Consider the following 14,757-nt stretch of genomic DNA (forward strand, 5'->3'; position numbering starts at 1 on the left):
TTTGCTTTATGGGCAGGGTGCTAGCGAGCGTTCGCTTCCCCCAACCTTGGGTTGAGGGAGAGGATCCGGGTCTTGCTGACCCGGTGGCGATAGATCTCCCGCAGATAGAGCAGCGCCTTTTTCACCGATTCACGGCTGAGGCGAATATCGTTGATGGAGACGAACTTCTCCTTCTCGCGGATAAGCTCCCGATATTTCTTCTCATACATGGGCTTGATGGCGTACCAATTGGTATCGAGGATCTTGGCCGGGTTCTCGAACTCGTTGAGCATGCTGTCGAGCAGTGTGTCGTTCCACTCCTCATTGCTGATCATCTCGATCACCGCCTTGTCCAGATGCTCATCGAAGCGATAGTGATCCTTGGCAAAGCAGCGCTTGATAAAGGCCACGATCAGGGTCAGGAAGTCATCGCTCAGGCAGGGGCTCTTGACGATCAGGGTGGTGAGGGAGATGTTGGCCGACGCCCCGATGACCAGCGCATAGCGCTTGAGGGTGGTATTGGGGAAGAGCCCGTTGAGGTGAGACTTGAGCCGGTTGAGATCCATGTAGGAGAGCTTGTACTCCTTGGGCAGGGAGATTATCGACACCACAGAGGAGCAGTTCTTGAAGAAGTGCAGCTCGTTGAGGTGGGCCGGGTCATGGCCACTTTTCACATAGTCGTCCAGATACTCCCGATAGTTGCCCGCCTCGATGGGCAGCAGACTGATCCCCTCGATGGCCTGGGTCATCTTGTTGAAGTGGGGCAGCTCGATGGAACGGGTGAAGAGATCGTCCACATTGAGCCCGTCCTCCTTGTCAAACAGGCCGCCGGGGGGCGAGATGGATTCGGCATACGCCACCGCCACCGGCCCCGCCAGACTCATAAAGAGGTCGTTGGCATCGAGCCGAATGGTCTCGCTGATGTCGATGCCCGCCCGGCGAAAGTAGTTCTCGTCGTAGTCGGTGGTGACGGCCTGGGCGGTGAGAATGTTGAAGATCTGCTGGGAGATGTACTGGTTGGCGTACTTCTCCATGGTGTTGACATCAACATGCTGGATCTCGCCATCGTCGCTCTCTTCGGCGTAGCGCATGATGTCGTTGGAGATCAGCATCATGGCATTCCAGGGCCTGATCCGCTTGAGCATGCTGACATCGCACGCCTGCTCGTTGTCGAAGTGATAGGAGAAGTCCCACTCCTCGGCCAGGTATTTGCACAGCAAACGCCCCGCGTTGATGTGCAGGGCTTCCGAGATCTCGATACCCCGATCACAGATATTGGGCAGGATGCAGATGCCGCTGGTGAAGATGGGATCGAACATGAAGTGCTCCCCGAGGGAGAGGTGCTCCTCCTCTTCTGACGGGGGTGAAAAGGTCTTGCTCATGTAGGAGTACTGCTGGGCCAGCCCGAACTCGGAGGCCATGCCGGAGCCGGTGCCACCCCCGGCACTGAAAATGTAGAAATAGAGGCGGGACTGGTTGGCCTTGATGCCGCAGGAGTCCACCAGATAGGTATGAATGGCCTGCCACTCGGAGTTGGCGAAGTAGTGGGGGCTCTTGTTGAGGATGATCTTGGCCAGATACTGGCCAAGGATGGGGGCGTTACCCGCACCTCCCGCGTGGATCTCCGACAAGTCCATCACCCGCATCTTGGCATAGTCACGCAAGGAGCCACCTTCGCCGCTGCGATTGGAGTGGCGGATGCGGCCATCAATGTCCTTGTCCAGATCCCCCAACATCACCATGGGCTCGATCAGAAAGACCGGCCGGGCCCCGTTGTTTGGCAGCCGCAGGTTGCGCCGGATCCAGCTTACCGGGCCAAACTCCTTCTCCCGCTTGCGTTGCTCTTCACTGTTGAATTCATTGAGATAAAAGCTGCGGGCGTTGTAGACCAGCGAGGCCACATCCTGCGCGATGTTGGAGCCGCAGCGCCCCAGCCCCACCAGACAGACGGACGGAAAGCTGTGGGGCACGGCGGCGCCCGTTTCGCTCTCTCCGATGGCGGCCGGAAACACCGCGTGGCGCAGTTGTTCCAGATTGGCAAGAATGCGGGCCAGATCCCCTTCGGTGTAGTAGAGGTAACGGTTACCTGCGTCCTGCTCATCATCCGTGCTGATAGGTAGCAGATCGATATGCTCGGTCATGAAAAAAGATCCCTCTTGGCGGCGAATGTATATAAATCAGCAGCTTTGGACTGCCCGGTAACTCTAGATGATAAAAAGCGGGGGCGCGGTGAGAGGAGGGCGAGAGTTGTGACTGTGTGATCATGGGCACAGCAACATCCCGGAAATCTGCTGGTCTCCCCCACTGGACGGATGGGGCAGCGGCGCCCCATTCCCCTGAAAAGGGGGACGACCACACTCAACAACGTGTTGGCCGCGTGCCGGATCATCCCGCTCGGAACGGCCTGTTTCCCTTGCGCTGGCGTGGTGGCGCATACATGAAAAAGAATTTTTAGATTGGTTTTGGCACTTCCAATCGATTATTTGATTGGGCAGTAACGGCATTAGCGGTGTCAGATTAGGGGAGCAGGTTGGCCAACGCGCCGTCAGCCAGTCTTTACGCGGTCACACAAGGAGACACTCTGATGGAAACACTTGACCAGAAAATCGACACCATGCGAGAAGCATTTATGCAGCAGGAGCGCAAACAGGCCCACGACAAGTGGCAAGCCAGGGTCGAAGAGCTGCTACAGATACGGGGTGAGGAGAGACAGCCGGAGGAGCAGGAAGAGTAGTACTCGTTCCCGGGCGAAAGTTGAGGTAGCGAACCCTTCGTATCGGCTACCCGTTATCTACCACCGATAAAAAAACCACCGACCTTTTGCAGGTCGGTGGTTTTTTTTATGGATTGCTGCCGATTGGCTGGCCTGACTTCCGGGCCGAGCAATGGGGTCACATCCAGGGGCGTAGGGATGTGACTACTTCGCATCGGTGACGGGCTCTTCGGAGAGCAACTCGTTAACGAGTCCTGCAGCCAGATGAATATTCGACTCCATCTTGTCGCCGTCCACCGCGTTCGCTTTCCACGATTCGGGTGCTTCGGGGTGTGGCCCGGAAACGGCCACCTTGCCTTTGCCGTATGAGCTGATCAGCGCGGCAATATGATGGTTTTGAAAATGGGCGATGACCTTGACCTGCTCTGGGCTTGGCACCGGCGTAAATTGCGGGCCGGCCTGGTAATACATCTGGCGCTCTTCACCAAGCCAGCTGATCGGGAAGATCCTGGCGCTAAAGTCGCCGTCATAATCATCGGATGTGGCAGGGACAAGGCCCAGCGCCGGCACAAAGCCCTCTTCTTCAGACCAGCCGGTGGATGCCACAAAGGCACCCCCACAGATCCCGAGGTAGCGGCCACCGTTCTGCAGATAGGTTTTTAACGCCGAACGAGCGTCCGCGGTGAAGGCGTTGAGGAGCGGCTCAACATCGTCCTCAGTGCCGCCAACGATAAACACCCTGGCATTATCGAGCTCTGCGGGCAGCGCCTCGATATTGGAGAGATACCTGACCGGCAAGCCCACCTGCTTGACCACATCCGCAATCGCTCTGGTGCTATCCCCATCAGAAACCGGCCCGTTATAGATCAGTGCGTACGGCTCTTGCTGCGGCTGTGCAGAGGCGGCCTCTGCCATGCCCCCTGTCATTAACCAGAGGCTGATAACGCTCGCAATCTGCATGACGCTTTTTGGTACATTCATCGCTGCCACTTTCCCTGTGATGTGAACCGAAGAGACTACTTATCACGATCCCGTTCTGCATGTCAGCCGCAGTTAAATGAACATTTCAAGTTAACGCGCCAACGCTGATTGGCGCTGCGTTTAGCTAACAGCGAACCAATACAGTGGGCACACTTCACCTTCACTTCACCGAGCGGGGGTAGGGTAGGCTCACGTTTTCAGTTGGAGCTTCACTCTATGCCCACCATAGTCACCCACGCTGCCGTCCCTCTCAGCCTTGGACTCGGGCTTGGCAGCCGGATTATCCCGCCCCGCCTGTTGTTGGCTGGGGTTGCCATCGCCATGCTGCCCGATGCCGATGTGCTCGCCTTTAAACTGGGGGTTGCCTATGGCCATGTCTTTGGCCACCGCGGCTTTACCCACTCCCTGTTGTTCGCTTTTGCCCTACCCACGCTGGCCACGCTGTTTCACCGCCAGTTAAGGGCCCGTGCTGCCACTGTCTGGTCGTTTCTGCTGGTCTCTCTGCTCTCCCATAGCCTGCTCGATTCCCTCACCACCGGCGGCAAGGGGGTTGGCTGGCTCTGGCCGTGGCGTGACGAGCGATTTTTTGCCCCTTGGCAGGTGATTCGGGTCGCCCCCTTCAAGCTGCAGGCTTATCTCACCGCCCGAGGTGAGGCGGTGATCCTCTCCGAGCTCTACTGGGTCTGGCTGCCGGGGGTTGTATTGATGCTGGTATTGATGGGGTGGCGGGTGTGGGGCAGGGGTCCTAGGGGATGCTAAGACTGGCGGTCAAGTGATGAAGATAGTCATAACTGTGCCACTGGAGGGCACAGAGGGCGAGCATGGCTGATGCCCCCAAGGCACCCTGATCCCGGTGTCGGAGTAATATCCACAGGGCATGTAGTATGCAGAGACCCAGACTCACCAGATATATGAAGGCTAACGCCACTTCAATCAAATCCGATATACCGTAGGGATCATTCGGATTGTGATAAAGCTGGACATAGCCAAAGGCGCGAAATCCGAGTCTTAACAGAAACAGGGAAAAGCAGAGTGTGGCCAGTTGTTTTGTTTTTCGGCTGATTTCTGTCATGCAACTTTTCAAATTTTCCAACGTTAACTTTTTGGACTGAGATGCGGTAGAGCTGGGACACCCATCATTTTGAATGTTGGCTATGCCATGCCTTGTTTATAAAAGTTGGTGTCCCATTTTTTTAGCTAAACAGTCGAGCCCAAAAGCCTTTTTTCTTCGATGAGAGTGAATGGCTGTCACTAATTATTTTATTAGAGTCATAACTTCCGTGGAGTGCTTTAGAGGCAACCATTCCAAGAAGTGAGCTTAACTCCAGCTCAAAACCGATAGTAATATCAGACTCTCCACTACGGGCATGTGCAACCTCATGGAGCAAAGTAGCGGAATAACGCTCTATAGAAACAAGTTCACTCCGTTTTATTATGATCTCGGTGCCAGTCCAGAGACCACATGCTTCTGAAAATCCACCGAACTCAGAACGCATCGTCTCTGAAATCTTTATATCTTTGACATTAGCTGGGAGCCCGCCAACAAGACTAGCAATTTTATGTGTCATGTTGAATATTGAATATTCTTCTTTTGTAAGCATGTCAGGTTGAATGAATTTAAACTCAAAACTGTCATTCCATTCGGATACAAAGTGGCTTAAATCCTGAATTTTATTCCCCTCTACATCGATCTGGCCAGATAACTTATCTTTCACAACACTAGGGATAGTAATTATTTGCCGACCGCATGCTCGAGCCTCTTCAACGAAACGAGGGGCATTAATGATATCGTCACTGGTGAGAAATAATACATCTCCAGAAGCATTGGTTATCTTTGATGCGTGGACGGATACATCTGTCCACTTCATTTCATCGTGGAGTGTTCCATGTCCAAAGTTACTAAGGTCGTTAACAAGTGCTTTGGCAATGACCTCTGAAGATGAGGATAGTAGAATAGATTTTACTCTTTCAGAATATGCGGTGCGACCAACATTGGTTCTTTCTCGGTTAAGAGCTTTTTTTATTGCAGCTGTTAAAGAAGTTATGTTGTAAGAAAAGAGAAAGTTATCTTCTTCAGCGACCCGAATTCCATTGATGTATATGTATGAAACACTTCCTTTTTTACTAAGGATCTCTCCATAATTAGTTTTTTCAAGCAAATCTTCTCTAGAGAATTTTAAAAAAAGTTGCTTTGCTTTTTCTATATCACCATGTGAGCAACCGGTTAAGATGAATTCAGTGCCAATAAATGTTGGATCTGATGGTTCAGATATGCAAGCATGCAGAGTTATGATATCTGAGAAGTCATGTTTTTCTGAGCGATCGAATGTCACATCGCAAAACTTAGAACGAATTCTTGTTTCAATTCCTAAACGATCAAATGTTGCTAGAGCATCTTTTAAACCAACACCAAACTTACCTATGAGATTGGGATGATCAAGCTTTTCCTGATTTTCATTCATGGTGAAATGTTCATGTCTAAGCCCACGCCCGAAGTCCCGAATACACCACTGTCCATGTTCATTATGTGTGATAATTACATCTTGGGATTGGGTTAATGCTTGTTCATCAAGGGCGTTAGCAATAATTTCACGAATTGCATGAAATGCATCCCAGTTTTCCAACATTCGGTCAATATTTAAGTCAAATTTTTTCATATTCAAGAGAACCTATATTAATAAAAATATTTTTGTCTCATGACAAAGAATGGTTTCCATTTGACCATACTAATGGTGCCATTTGAAATGGAAAAGAGGGATAGAGAAAAATTTCATGCTGACGAATTTTATTCGTGACTGGTGGTATGGCGAATTTGCTGTGTTAATTGAAAAGCATAGGCATAAAAATGGCGCCCAATTGGGCACCATTCAGGCTTGGGATGATAGCCATTTCTATTCTGATTTTGGCGATCAGGCTATTGCACCTATTTAGCGGTTGGTTGCGGCCTTCATCCCTTCCACAAACTCCTTCAGACGAGTCAGCATATGCTCCGGGTTCTGGTGGTGGGTCTCGATGATCTTTACCACGGCGGAGCCGGAGATGGCACCGGCGGCGCCAGCGGCGATGGCCTCACGCACCTGAGCCGGTTCGCTGATGCCAAAGCCGAGCAGGGCGGGGGGGGCATTGAACTCGCGCAGGGTATTGATGAGACCTTCCACCGGCATGCCGGCCTTGGTCTCGGCACCGGTCACGCCCGCGCGGCTCACCAGATAGGTGTAACCATTGCCAAGCTCCGCCACTTGTTTCAGGGTCTCGGCGTCGCCATTGGGCGGGGCGATAAAGATGCTGTCGATACCGAACTTGTCGGCGGCCGCCTTGTAGGGGGCGCACATCTGCACCGGCACATCGGCAACCAGCACCGAATCCACGCCCGCCTGCTGGCACTTCTCGTAGAAGCCATCGATTTTGCGCACATAGACCAGGTTGGCGTAGACCAGCAGGCCAATGGGCAGCTGCGGGTACTTGGCACGGATGCGGCCGAGCAGCTCGAAACAGTCGTCCGGGGTGGTGTGGCTGGCAAAGGCGCGCAGGGCGGCGCCCTGAATGGTGGGGCCGTCCGCCACCGGATCGGAGAAGGGAATGCCGAGCTCAAGGGCATCGGCGCCCCCTTCCACCAGCGCATCGACGATGGCCAAGGAGAGTTCAGGAGTGGGGTCACCCAGCATCACGAACGGCACAAAGGCGCCCTGATTGGCCGCGTCCAGACGGGAGAAGAGTTGTGCGTAACGGTTCATGACAAGGTTCCTTCTTTCTCGAAAATGTCAGCGACGGTGAAGATATCTTTGTCGCCACGGCCGGAGAGGTTGACGATGAGCACCTGCTCTTTTTCCGGTTCACTGCGGGCCATCTTGAGGGCATGGGCCAGCGCGTGGGATGACTCCAGCGCCGGTATGATGCCTTCGGATTTGGCCAGCTCCTGGAAGGCGTCCAGCGCCTCCTTGTCGGTCACCGAGGGGTACTCGGCGCGGCCGATGGCGGCCAGGTGGGCGTGCTGCGGGCCGACGGAGGGGAAATCCAGCCCCGCAGAAACGGAGTAGGACTCCTGAATTTGGCCCTGATTGTCCTGCATCAGGTAGGAGTGCATGCCAAAGAAGACCCCCTTGCTGCCGTGACCGAGCGGCGCACCGTGCTCGCCACTCTCGATACCGTGACCACCCGGCTCGACGCCGATGAGGCGCACCGACGGCTCATCGATAAAGTCGGCAAACATGCCGATGGCGTTCGACCCGCCGCCGACGCAGGCGATCACCGCATCGGGCAAGCGCTCTTCCTTCTCGAAGCACTGGGCCTTGGCCTCTTCGCCGATCATCTTCTGGAACTCCCGCACGATAGTGGGGAAGGGGTGTGGGCCCGCGGCGGTGCCGAGCAGGTAGTGGGCCGACTCGTAGTTGGCGGCCCAGTCGCGCAGCGCCTCGTTACAGGCATCTTTCAGGGTGGACGAGCCTGAGTGCACCGGAATGACGGTGGCGCCCATCAGCTTCATGCGAAAGACGTTGGGCTTCTGGCGCTCGCAATCCTTGGCGCCCATGTAGACCCGGCACTTGAGGCCGAGCAGGGCGCAAGCCAGCGCAGTGGCCACACCGTGTTGACCGGCGCCGGTTTCGGCGATGATCTCGCTCTTGCCCATCCGCTTGGCGAGCAGGGCTTGACCCAGCACCTGGTTGGTCTTGTGGGCGCCGCCGTGCAGCAGATCTTCACGCTTCAGATAGAGGCGGGTCTTGGTGCCCTTGGTCAGATTGCGGGTCAGGGTGAGCGGGGTCGGGCGGCCGGCATACTCGGTCAGCAGGGACTGAAACTCGGCGATAAAGGCCGGATCATCCTTGGCATCGACAAAGGCTTTCTCCAGCTGGAGCAGGGCCGGGATAAGGATTTGGGGTACATACATACCGCCAAATTCACCGAAAAACGGGTTGAGCAGGGTCATGGCTTCTTCCTTGTATTAGCTAAATCGAAACATCAAAAAGGGTTGCGTTACAGGTTGCGCAGTGCGCCGAAGGCGGCTGCAATCTTGTGCGCATCCTTCTGGCCCGGGGCACTTTCTACCCCGGAGTTGAAATCAAGTCCGAGGCAGCCCACTTGTGCCGCTTGCAGGGCGTTGTCGGGATTAAGGCCCCCCGCCAGCATCAGCTTGGCTTTATCGAGGGTGGCCAACAGGGCCCAGTCGAACGCCTGACCGGTGCCGCCGCTCTGGTTGCCGACTTTCGTATCCAGCAGCAGGCGATCGGCCGGGTAGTCGAGGGCGGGCAGCGGCTCGCCGCTTGTGATGCCAATCGCTTTCCAGATCTGGCAGCCAGCGGGCAGCAGTGGGCGCAGGGTATCGATATAGGCGGCATCCTCATCCCCATGCAGCTGGACTGCGGCGAGTCCCAGCGCATCCACCGTCTTGGCAATGGTGGCGGGCTGGGCGTTGCGAAATACCCCGACATAGGCGAGCGGCGCACCCGCCATCACGGCGCGGGCGGCGGGGATGTCCACATAACGCGGGCTTTTCGCCACAAAGATAAGACCGCCAAACACCGCGCCCGCCTGATGGGCAGCGGCGGCATCCTCGGCGCGGGTCAGGCCGCACACCTTGTTCTGGCCCAGTACCAGCTTGCGCACAGCCGCTTCCAGATCCGGCTCGGCCATCAATGACGAGCCCACCAGAAAGCCCTTGGCGTGGTGGCGCAGATCCGCCACCTGAGCGCGGTGGTTGATGCCGGACTCGCTGATCACCACCCGATCGCTCGGAATATCTTTAGCCAGCTGTTTGGTGCGGTTCAGATCGACGCTCAAGTCGCGCAGATCCCGGTTGTTGATGCCAATCACCGGCGCCCCCAGCGCGATGGCGCGGGTCAGCTCCTCCTCGTTGCTCACCTCGGTGAGCACGCCAAGACCCAGCTCTTTGGCCACCGCGAACAGGGCGCGATAGCCCTCGTCGGTGAGCACCGAGAGCATCAAGAGGATGGCGTCCGCCTCATAGTGGCGGGCCAGATAGACCTGATAGGGGTCAATCATGAAATCCTTGCAGAGCACCGGCTGGCTGACGCGGCTGCGCACCCGTGGCAAAAAGGCAAAATCCCCCTGAAAGAACTTCTCGTCGGTCAGCACCGAGATGGCGGTGGCGTATTTGCCATAGATGTCGGCGATCGCCTCCGGGCTGAAGTCACCGCGGATCAAGCCCTTGGAGGGGGAGGCCTTCTTGCACTCCAGAATAAAGCGGGTGGAGCCCGCCTTGAGCGCCCCGACGAAATCCCGATCGCTGGGGGTCAGCGCACTCTGGAAGCTCGCCAGCGGCTGGGCCAGTTTGCGGGCGGCAATCCACTCCTGCTTGGCCGCCACGATCTTGCCGAGGATGGTCTGGCTGATGGAGGCCATGTTCAGAAAAGCATGGGGGGCAATAAGGTCTGACATCTCGTTATCCTTGCGAAACTGGCTCTTGCCCAGTGGGCGTTCTGAATGACTGTTGTGCAACGTGGTGGCTGACATCATGCCTCCTGATGGCCCGCTTCCTGATGGCTCAGAGTAGCCAGCCGAGCAGCCAGATCCGCTGCCTTGCCGCTCGCCAGCACCGCCAGCACCTCGGCTGCCGCGCTCTTGAGATCCTTCGCCTTGCCCGCCATCAGCAGCAGCGGTGCCACATTGGCGGCGATGGCGGCGTTGTGGGCCGGGGTGCCACGCCCTTCCAGAATGGCGGCGGTGATGGCGCGGTTCTCTTCCGGTTCCCCGCCCTGAATGGCGCTGACCGGATAGGTCTCCAGGCCAAAGTCAGCCGGGGTGATCATAAATTCGCGGATCTCGCCGTCACGGATCTGGGCCACCTGGGTCGGGCCGTGGATGGCAATCTCATCCAGCCCGGCACCGTGCACCACCATACCGGTTTTCAGCCCCAGTGCCAGCAGGGTTTCTGCGATGGGGCGCACCAGCTCGGGGGCATAGACCCCCATCAGCTGATAGGTGGGGCGAGCGGGGTTGATAAGCGGCCCCAGCACGTTGAACAGGGTGCGGGTCTTGAGGGCTTGGCGCACCGGCATGGCATGGCGCACCCCGGCGTGGTACTGGGGGGCGAACAGGAAGCAGATGCCGAGCTCATCCAGGCAGCGGCGCGCCTGCGCCGGGCTCATGTCGAGCTTGATGCCCATTTTATCGAGCAGATCGCTCGAACCCGACTTGCTCGAGACCGAGCGGTTGCCGTGCTTGGCCACTTTCAGGCCGCAGGCGGCGGCGACCAGCGCCGAGGTGGTGGAGACGTTGATGGTGTTGAGGCCATCACCACCGGTGCCGACGATGTCGCAAAATTCATAGTCCGGACGCGGGAAGTCGCGCGCTTCTGCCAAGAGAGCCTCGGCGGCGCCGGCGATCTCCTCCGGGGTCTCCCCCTTGATCTTGAGAGCGGTCAGGAGACTGGCGAGCACGATGGGATCCACTTCGCCACGAACCACCTGGCCGAAGGCGTCACGGGTACTTTCACGGCTCAGAGACTGACCCTGATAGAGGGTGTTGAGATGTTGATGCATGTTGGTCTCCTTACCTTAACGCACGCTGCTTTCTGGACGGGTGATATGGGCGAGCGCCTGAGTCAGCAGACGGGCCCCTTCCGAGGTCATGATGGATTCCGGGTGGAACTGGAAGCCCAGCACCCGCTCATCCTGCTGCTCGATGGCCATGGGCATGCCCTGATAGTGGGCAATCACCGTCAGCTCTTCCGGTACATAGGTAGCGACCAGCGAGTGGTAGCGGGCCACCGGCAGCGGGCTTGGCAGACCGGCGAAGGCGCCGTGGCCGTTGTGCTCAATCAGGGAGCGCTTGCCGTGGACAATTTCGCCTGCCGCACCGACGGTGCCACCGTAGGCTTCGCACAGGGCCTGATGACCGAGGCAGATGCCGAGGATGGGCACCTGACCACGGGCCAGTTTGATCAGATCAATCAGGCAACCCGCTTCATGGGGGGCGCCCGGGCCCGGTGAGAGCACCAGCACGGCATCCCCTTCGCAGGCAGCGATCTCGCTCATGATGCGGCTCGCCGGCAGGCTGTTGCGGTAGATCCGCACCGGATAGCCGAGGGAGCGGAACTGGTCGACGAGGTTGTAGGTAAAGGAGTCGAAGTTGTCGAGCAGGAAGATGTTAGTCATGGCTCACGTCCTTATGTTGCTCCTGCTGGGCGCTCAGGGCTTGCAGGGAGGTGCCATGGCTGGCGGCGATGGCGGCCAGCACGGCCGCCGCCTTGGCGCGGGTTTCGTCCGCTTCGGCTTGCGGCTTGGAGTCATAGACCACCCCGGCACCGGCCTGCACATGGGCCACGCCATCTTTGACAAATGCCGAGCGGATGACGATGCAGGTATCCATCTCGCCAGCGCCGTTGATGTAGCCGACCGCGCCGCCGTAGCTGCCGCGGCGCTTGCCTTCCACCATGCGAATAAGCTCGCTGGCGCGGATCTTGGGGGCGCCGGTCAGGGTGCCCATGTTCATGCAGGCCTGATAGGCGTGCAGGGCGTCAAGATCGGAGCGCAAGGTGCCGACCACCTTGGAGACCAGATGCATCACGTGGCTGTAGCGATCCACTTTGAGCAGCTCCTTGACGTAGCGGGTACCGGGCTCCGAGATGCGGGCGATGTCGTTGCGGCCCAGATCTACCAGCATCAGGTGCTCGGCCACCTCTTTTTCGTCCTGACGCAGCTCCAGCTCGATGCGGCCATCGAGATCCCGGTTGATGCTGCCATCCGGGTTGAAGCCGCGGCGGCGGGTACCGGCGATGGGATACATCTCCACATCGCGGCTGGCGGCGCAGAATTTCACCGCGCTCTCCGGCGAGGCGCCAAACAGGGTGAAGCCCTCATCCTCCACGTAGAACATGTAGGGGCTGGGATTGGTCTGCTTGAGGCGGCGATAGGCGGCCAGGGGGCTCGGGCAGGGCAGGGAGAAGCAGCGGGACGGCACCACCTGGAAGATGTCGCCACGGCGGATAAAGCCCTTGAGCTTCTCCACCTCGGCGCAGAACTGCTTGTCGCTCTTGTCCACGCTCATGCCACCGGTCAGGGGCTGGGTGGTCAGCTCGGCGCAGAGGGGTTGCTGGCAAATCTGTTTGAAGTCGGTGAGCCGTTCGGTCAGGCGGGTGTATCTGTCTTCCACCTGGCTTTCGTCGCTGTCGCCGCCAAAGATGCAGGCGAGCAGTTGAGTGGTGCGTTCGATATGATCGATGGTGATCAGGGTCTCGGCCACGTAGAAGCAGTAGTCGGGGCAGCTGTTGCTCCCCTGTGGCACTTCAGGCAGATCTTCAAATGAGGCGATCAGGTCATAGGCAAAGCTGCCCGCCATAAAGAGCGCTTCTTTGCCGAGCTGGCAATCAAGCTCCCGTTGCAGGGTGCGCAACACGTCCAGCACGCTGCTCCCCTTGAGGCGGGAATCTTCGTCCTGCTCCCGATCGGAGGCCGGGAAATCGAGCTGCAATTCGCCATCTACCAGCGAGCGGGCAACCACCGCAGGCAGCCGCTCGGCCAGCAGGCTTTGCAACTGGGCGCCGTTGTCGTTCAGGCTGCGAACCCGCACGGTGCGGCCACGGCACTCGATGCGCAGGCAGGCATCCACCAGCAGCAGGCTCTGTTTGCCTGCCTTGGAGTCGATCTCCACCGATTCCAGCAGCAGGTTGTTGGGGCGACCCTGACAGAGGCGGGTATAGAGCGCCAGCGGGTCGGCCACATAGGGGGCGTTGAGTTTGAGGGTATCGAATTCACCCAGAGGAAGGCGATGTGTGGCTGTCATAGTGCGTTCCCTTGCGTGTGATGCTGTTTACCGATGTTCATGACATTGAATTCCTTGAAAATTTAATTGGTCCGGGGTGGCTGGTTCAGGGGCGCCATCGCCAGGTCAGGTTGCTTGTCTGAATTCTCGGTTTCATCACAGGTCCATTTGCCGGATAATAAAAAAGCCCGCTGGGGTCAGCGGGCTTTTTCTTTGGGTTCTTAATTTGCTGTCAGATTACAGGTACAGCAACGACCACACGCCCGCATGTCAGGGAGTGTGCCACCACCAGATGGTCAGGATGGAAGTCGTTTGCATGATAAAGTCCTGTAAAAAGATGTTTGCAATGAAGTGCCTACAGAAAACGATAAAGCCGCGGCCAAGTCAAGTCGCTTTTTAGCCTTCTTTCACCGATTTGCCATGAATGGTGACCTGACCACGAGAGCGGAATAACCTGATGAGATTCGATCTTCACTGCCATACCACTGCCTCCGACGGGGTGCTGAGCCCAGCCGAACTGGTGCGCCGCGCCGCCGAAAAACAGGTCGAAGTGTTAGCAGTTACTGACCACGACACCCTCGCCGGGCTTGATGAGGTGCGCCGCACCATCGAAGCCGAGCAACTGCCGCTGCGACTGGTGAGCGGGGTCGAGATCTCCACCGGCTGGGAGCATCACGAAATTCATATCGTGGCGCTGGGGGTGGATGAAAAAAATCCGCAGTTGACCGACTTTCTGGCCAGTCAGCTGGCCCGTCGCGAAGCGCGCGCGCTGGAAATCGGGCGTCGTCTGGAGAAGTGCCTCATCCCCGGCACCTATGAAGAGGCCAAACAGCTCGCCGGTGATGCTGCCGTGACCCGCGCCCACTTTGCCCGGGTGCTGGTGGCACGCGGGGTGGCCGACAACATGCAGAAGGTATTCAAAAAGTACCTGAGCCGTGGCAATAAAGGGTATGCCCCGGCCGAGTGGCCCGAGATGAGCGAAGCCATCGCGGCCATTCACGCCGCCGGTGGGCTGGCGGTGCTGGCCCACCCCAGCCGCTACGATCTCACCGCCAAGTGGATCAAGCGGCTGCTGGTGGCCTTCAAGGCGGCCGGTGGCGATGCCATGGAGGTCTCATTGCCTCAGCAGAGCCCGCAGGAGCGGGCCAATCTGGGCCAGTGGGCCAAGGATCACGACCTCTATATCTCGGTGGGATCGGATTTTCACTTCCCCTCCAACTGGACCGAGCTGGGCCGCCACCTCTGGTTGCCAAAGGAAGGCATGCCAGTCTGGTTGGCCTATCCCGGTCACTTTGGGCTCACCACCGAGCAACATGCCGAGCTGCTGGCGAGTCGGTAACGGCGCCAGCGGAATAGGGAACAAACCG

General features: G+C 57.7%; 13 protein-coding genes. 4 read left to right on the forward strand and 9 right to left on the reverse strand.

Annotated features, from left to right (window positions below):
- Positions 1-20: 20 nt before the first annotated feature.
- Complete coding sequence (locus I6L46_RS02515; RefSeq protein WP_216977296.1) at positions 21-2,120, reverse strand: hypothetical protein; 2,100 nt, start codon at positions 2,118-2,120, stop codon at positions 21-23.
- A gap of 443 nt (positions 2,121-2,563) precedes the next feature.
- Between I6L46_RS02515 and I6L46_RS02520 the strand changes: the two genes are divergently transcribed.
- A complete protein-coding gene (locus I6L46_RS02520) occupies positions 2,564-2,713 on the forward strand; it encodes a hypothetical protein (protein WP_005338159.1) in 150 nt (49 codons plus the stop codon).
- Positions 2,714-2,896: 183 nt separating this feature from the next.
- Here I6L46_RS02520 and I6L46_RS02525 read toward each other — a convergent pair whose 3' ends face one another.
- Positions 2,897-3,673 (reverse strand): BPL-N domain-containing protein, encoded by a 777-nt coding sequence (locus I6L46_RS02525; RefSeq protein WP_216977297.1) that lies wholly within the window; start codon positions 3,671-3,673, stop codon positions 2,897-2,899.
- Positions 3,674-3,889: 216 nt separating this feature from the next.
- On the opposite strand from I6L46_RS02525, the gene I6L46_RS02530 reads away from it, so the two are divergent.
- Positions 3,890-4,432, forward strand: a complete 543-nt coding sequence (locus I6L46_RS02530) for a metal-dependent hydrolase (protein ID WP_216977298.1) — start codon at positions 3,890-3,892, stop codon at positions 4,430-4,432.
- Positions 4,433-4,866: 434 nt separating this feature from the next.
- On the opposite strand, the gene I6L46_RS02535 is transcribed toward I6L46_RS02530, so the two are convergent.
- Positions 4,867-6,330 (reverse strand): ATP-binding protein, encoded by a 1,464-nt coding sequence (locus I6L46_RS02535; RefSeq protein ID WP_216977299.1) that lies wholly within the window; start codon positions 6,328-6,330, stop codon positions 4,867-4,869.
- 115 nt (positions 6,331-6,445) lie between these two features.
- On the opposite strand from I6L46_RS02535, the gene I6L46_RS02540 reads away from it, so the two are divergent.
- Complete coding sequence (locus I6L46_RS02540; protein ID WP_216977300.1) at positions 6,446-6,604, forward strand: hypothetical protein; 159 nt, start codon at positions 6,446-6,448, stop codon at positions 6,602-6,604.
- Here I6L46_RS02540 and trpA read toward each other — a convergent pair.
- Genes trpA through I6L46_RS02570 form a run of 6 tightly spaced genes read right to left on the reverse strand, consistent with a single transcriptional unit; the run spans position 6,601 to position 13,411 of the window.
- Positions 6,601-7,407, reverse strand: coding sequence for a tryptophan synthase subunit alpha (trpA, locus tag I6L46_RS02545; RefSeq protein ID WP_043851420.1), 807 nt, complete (start codon positions 7,405-7,407; stop codon positions 6,601-6,603). The two genes, I6L46_RS02540 and trpA, sit on opposite strands and share 4 nt — an antisense overlap.
- Positions 7,404-8,597 (reverse strand): tryptophan synthase subunit beta, encoded by a 1,194-nt coding sequence (trpB, locus tag I6L46_RS02550; RefSeq protein ID WP_005347359.1) that lies wholly within the window; start codon positions 8,595-8,597, stop codon positions 7,404-7,406. Before trpB ends, trpA begins: the two co-directional genes overlap by 4 nt.
- Before the next feature lie 47 nt (positions 8,598-8,644).
- Positions 8,645-10,141, reverse strand: coding sequence for a bifunctional indole-3-glycerol-phosphate synthase TrpC/phosphoribosylanthranilate isomerase TrpF (trpCF, locus tag I6L46_RS02555; RefSeq protein WP_216977301.1), 1,497 nt, complete (start codon positions 10,139-10,141; stop codon positions 8,645-8,647).
- Positions 10,141-11,169: an anthranilate phosphoribosyltransferase gene (trpD, locus tag I6L46_RS02560; protein WP_216977302.1), complete on the reverse strand. Its 1,029-nt coding sequence runs from the start codon at positions 11,167-11,169 to the stop codon at positions 10,141-10,143. The genes trpCF and trpD overlap by 1 nt, the downstream gene beginning before the upstream one ends.
- 15 nt (positions 11,170-11,184) lie before the next feature.
- On the reverse strand, positions 11,185-11,784 hold the full coding sequence (locus tag I6L46_RS02565) for an aminodeoxychorismate/anthranilate synthase component II (RefSeq protein ID WP_005359135.1): 600 nt from the start codon (positions 11,782-11,784) through the stop codon (positions 11,185-11,187).
- A complete protein-coding gene (locus I6L46_RS02570; RefSeq protein ID WP_216977303.1) occupies positions 11,777-13,411 on the reverse strand; it encodes an anthranilate synthase component 1 in 1,635 nt (544 codons plus the stop codon). The genes I6L46_RS02565 and I6L46_RS02570 overlap by 8 nt, the downstream gene beginning before the upstream one ends.
- 436 nt (positions 13,412-13,847) lie before the next feature.
- Between I6L46_RS02570 and I6L46_RS02575 the strand changes: the two genes are divergently transcribed.
- Positions 13,848-14,729 (forward strand): PHP domain-containing protein, encoded by an 882-nt coding sequence (locus I6L46_RS02575; protein ID WP_216977304.1) that lies wholly within the window; start codon positions 13,848-13,850, stop codon positions 14,727-14,729.
- The last annotated feature ends 28 nt before the right edge of the window (positions 14,730-14,757 follow it).

Origin of the sequence: Aeromonas sp. FDAARGOS 1416, assembly GCF_019048085.1 — a bacterium.
GTDB lineage: Bacteria > Pseudomonadota > Gammaproteobacteria > Enterobacterales > Aeromonadaceae > Aeromonas > Aeromonas veronii.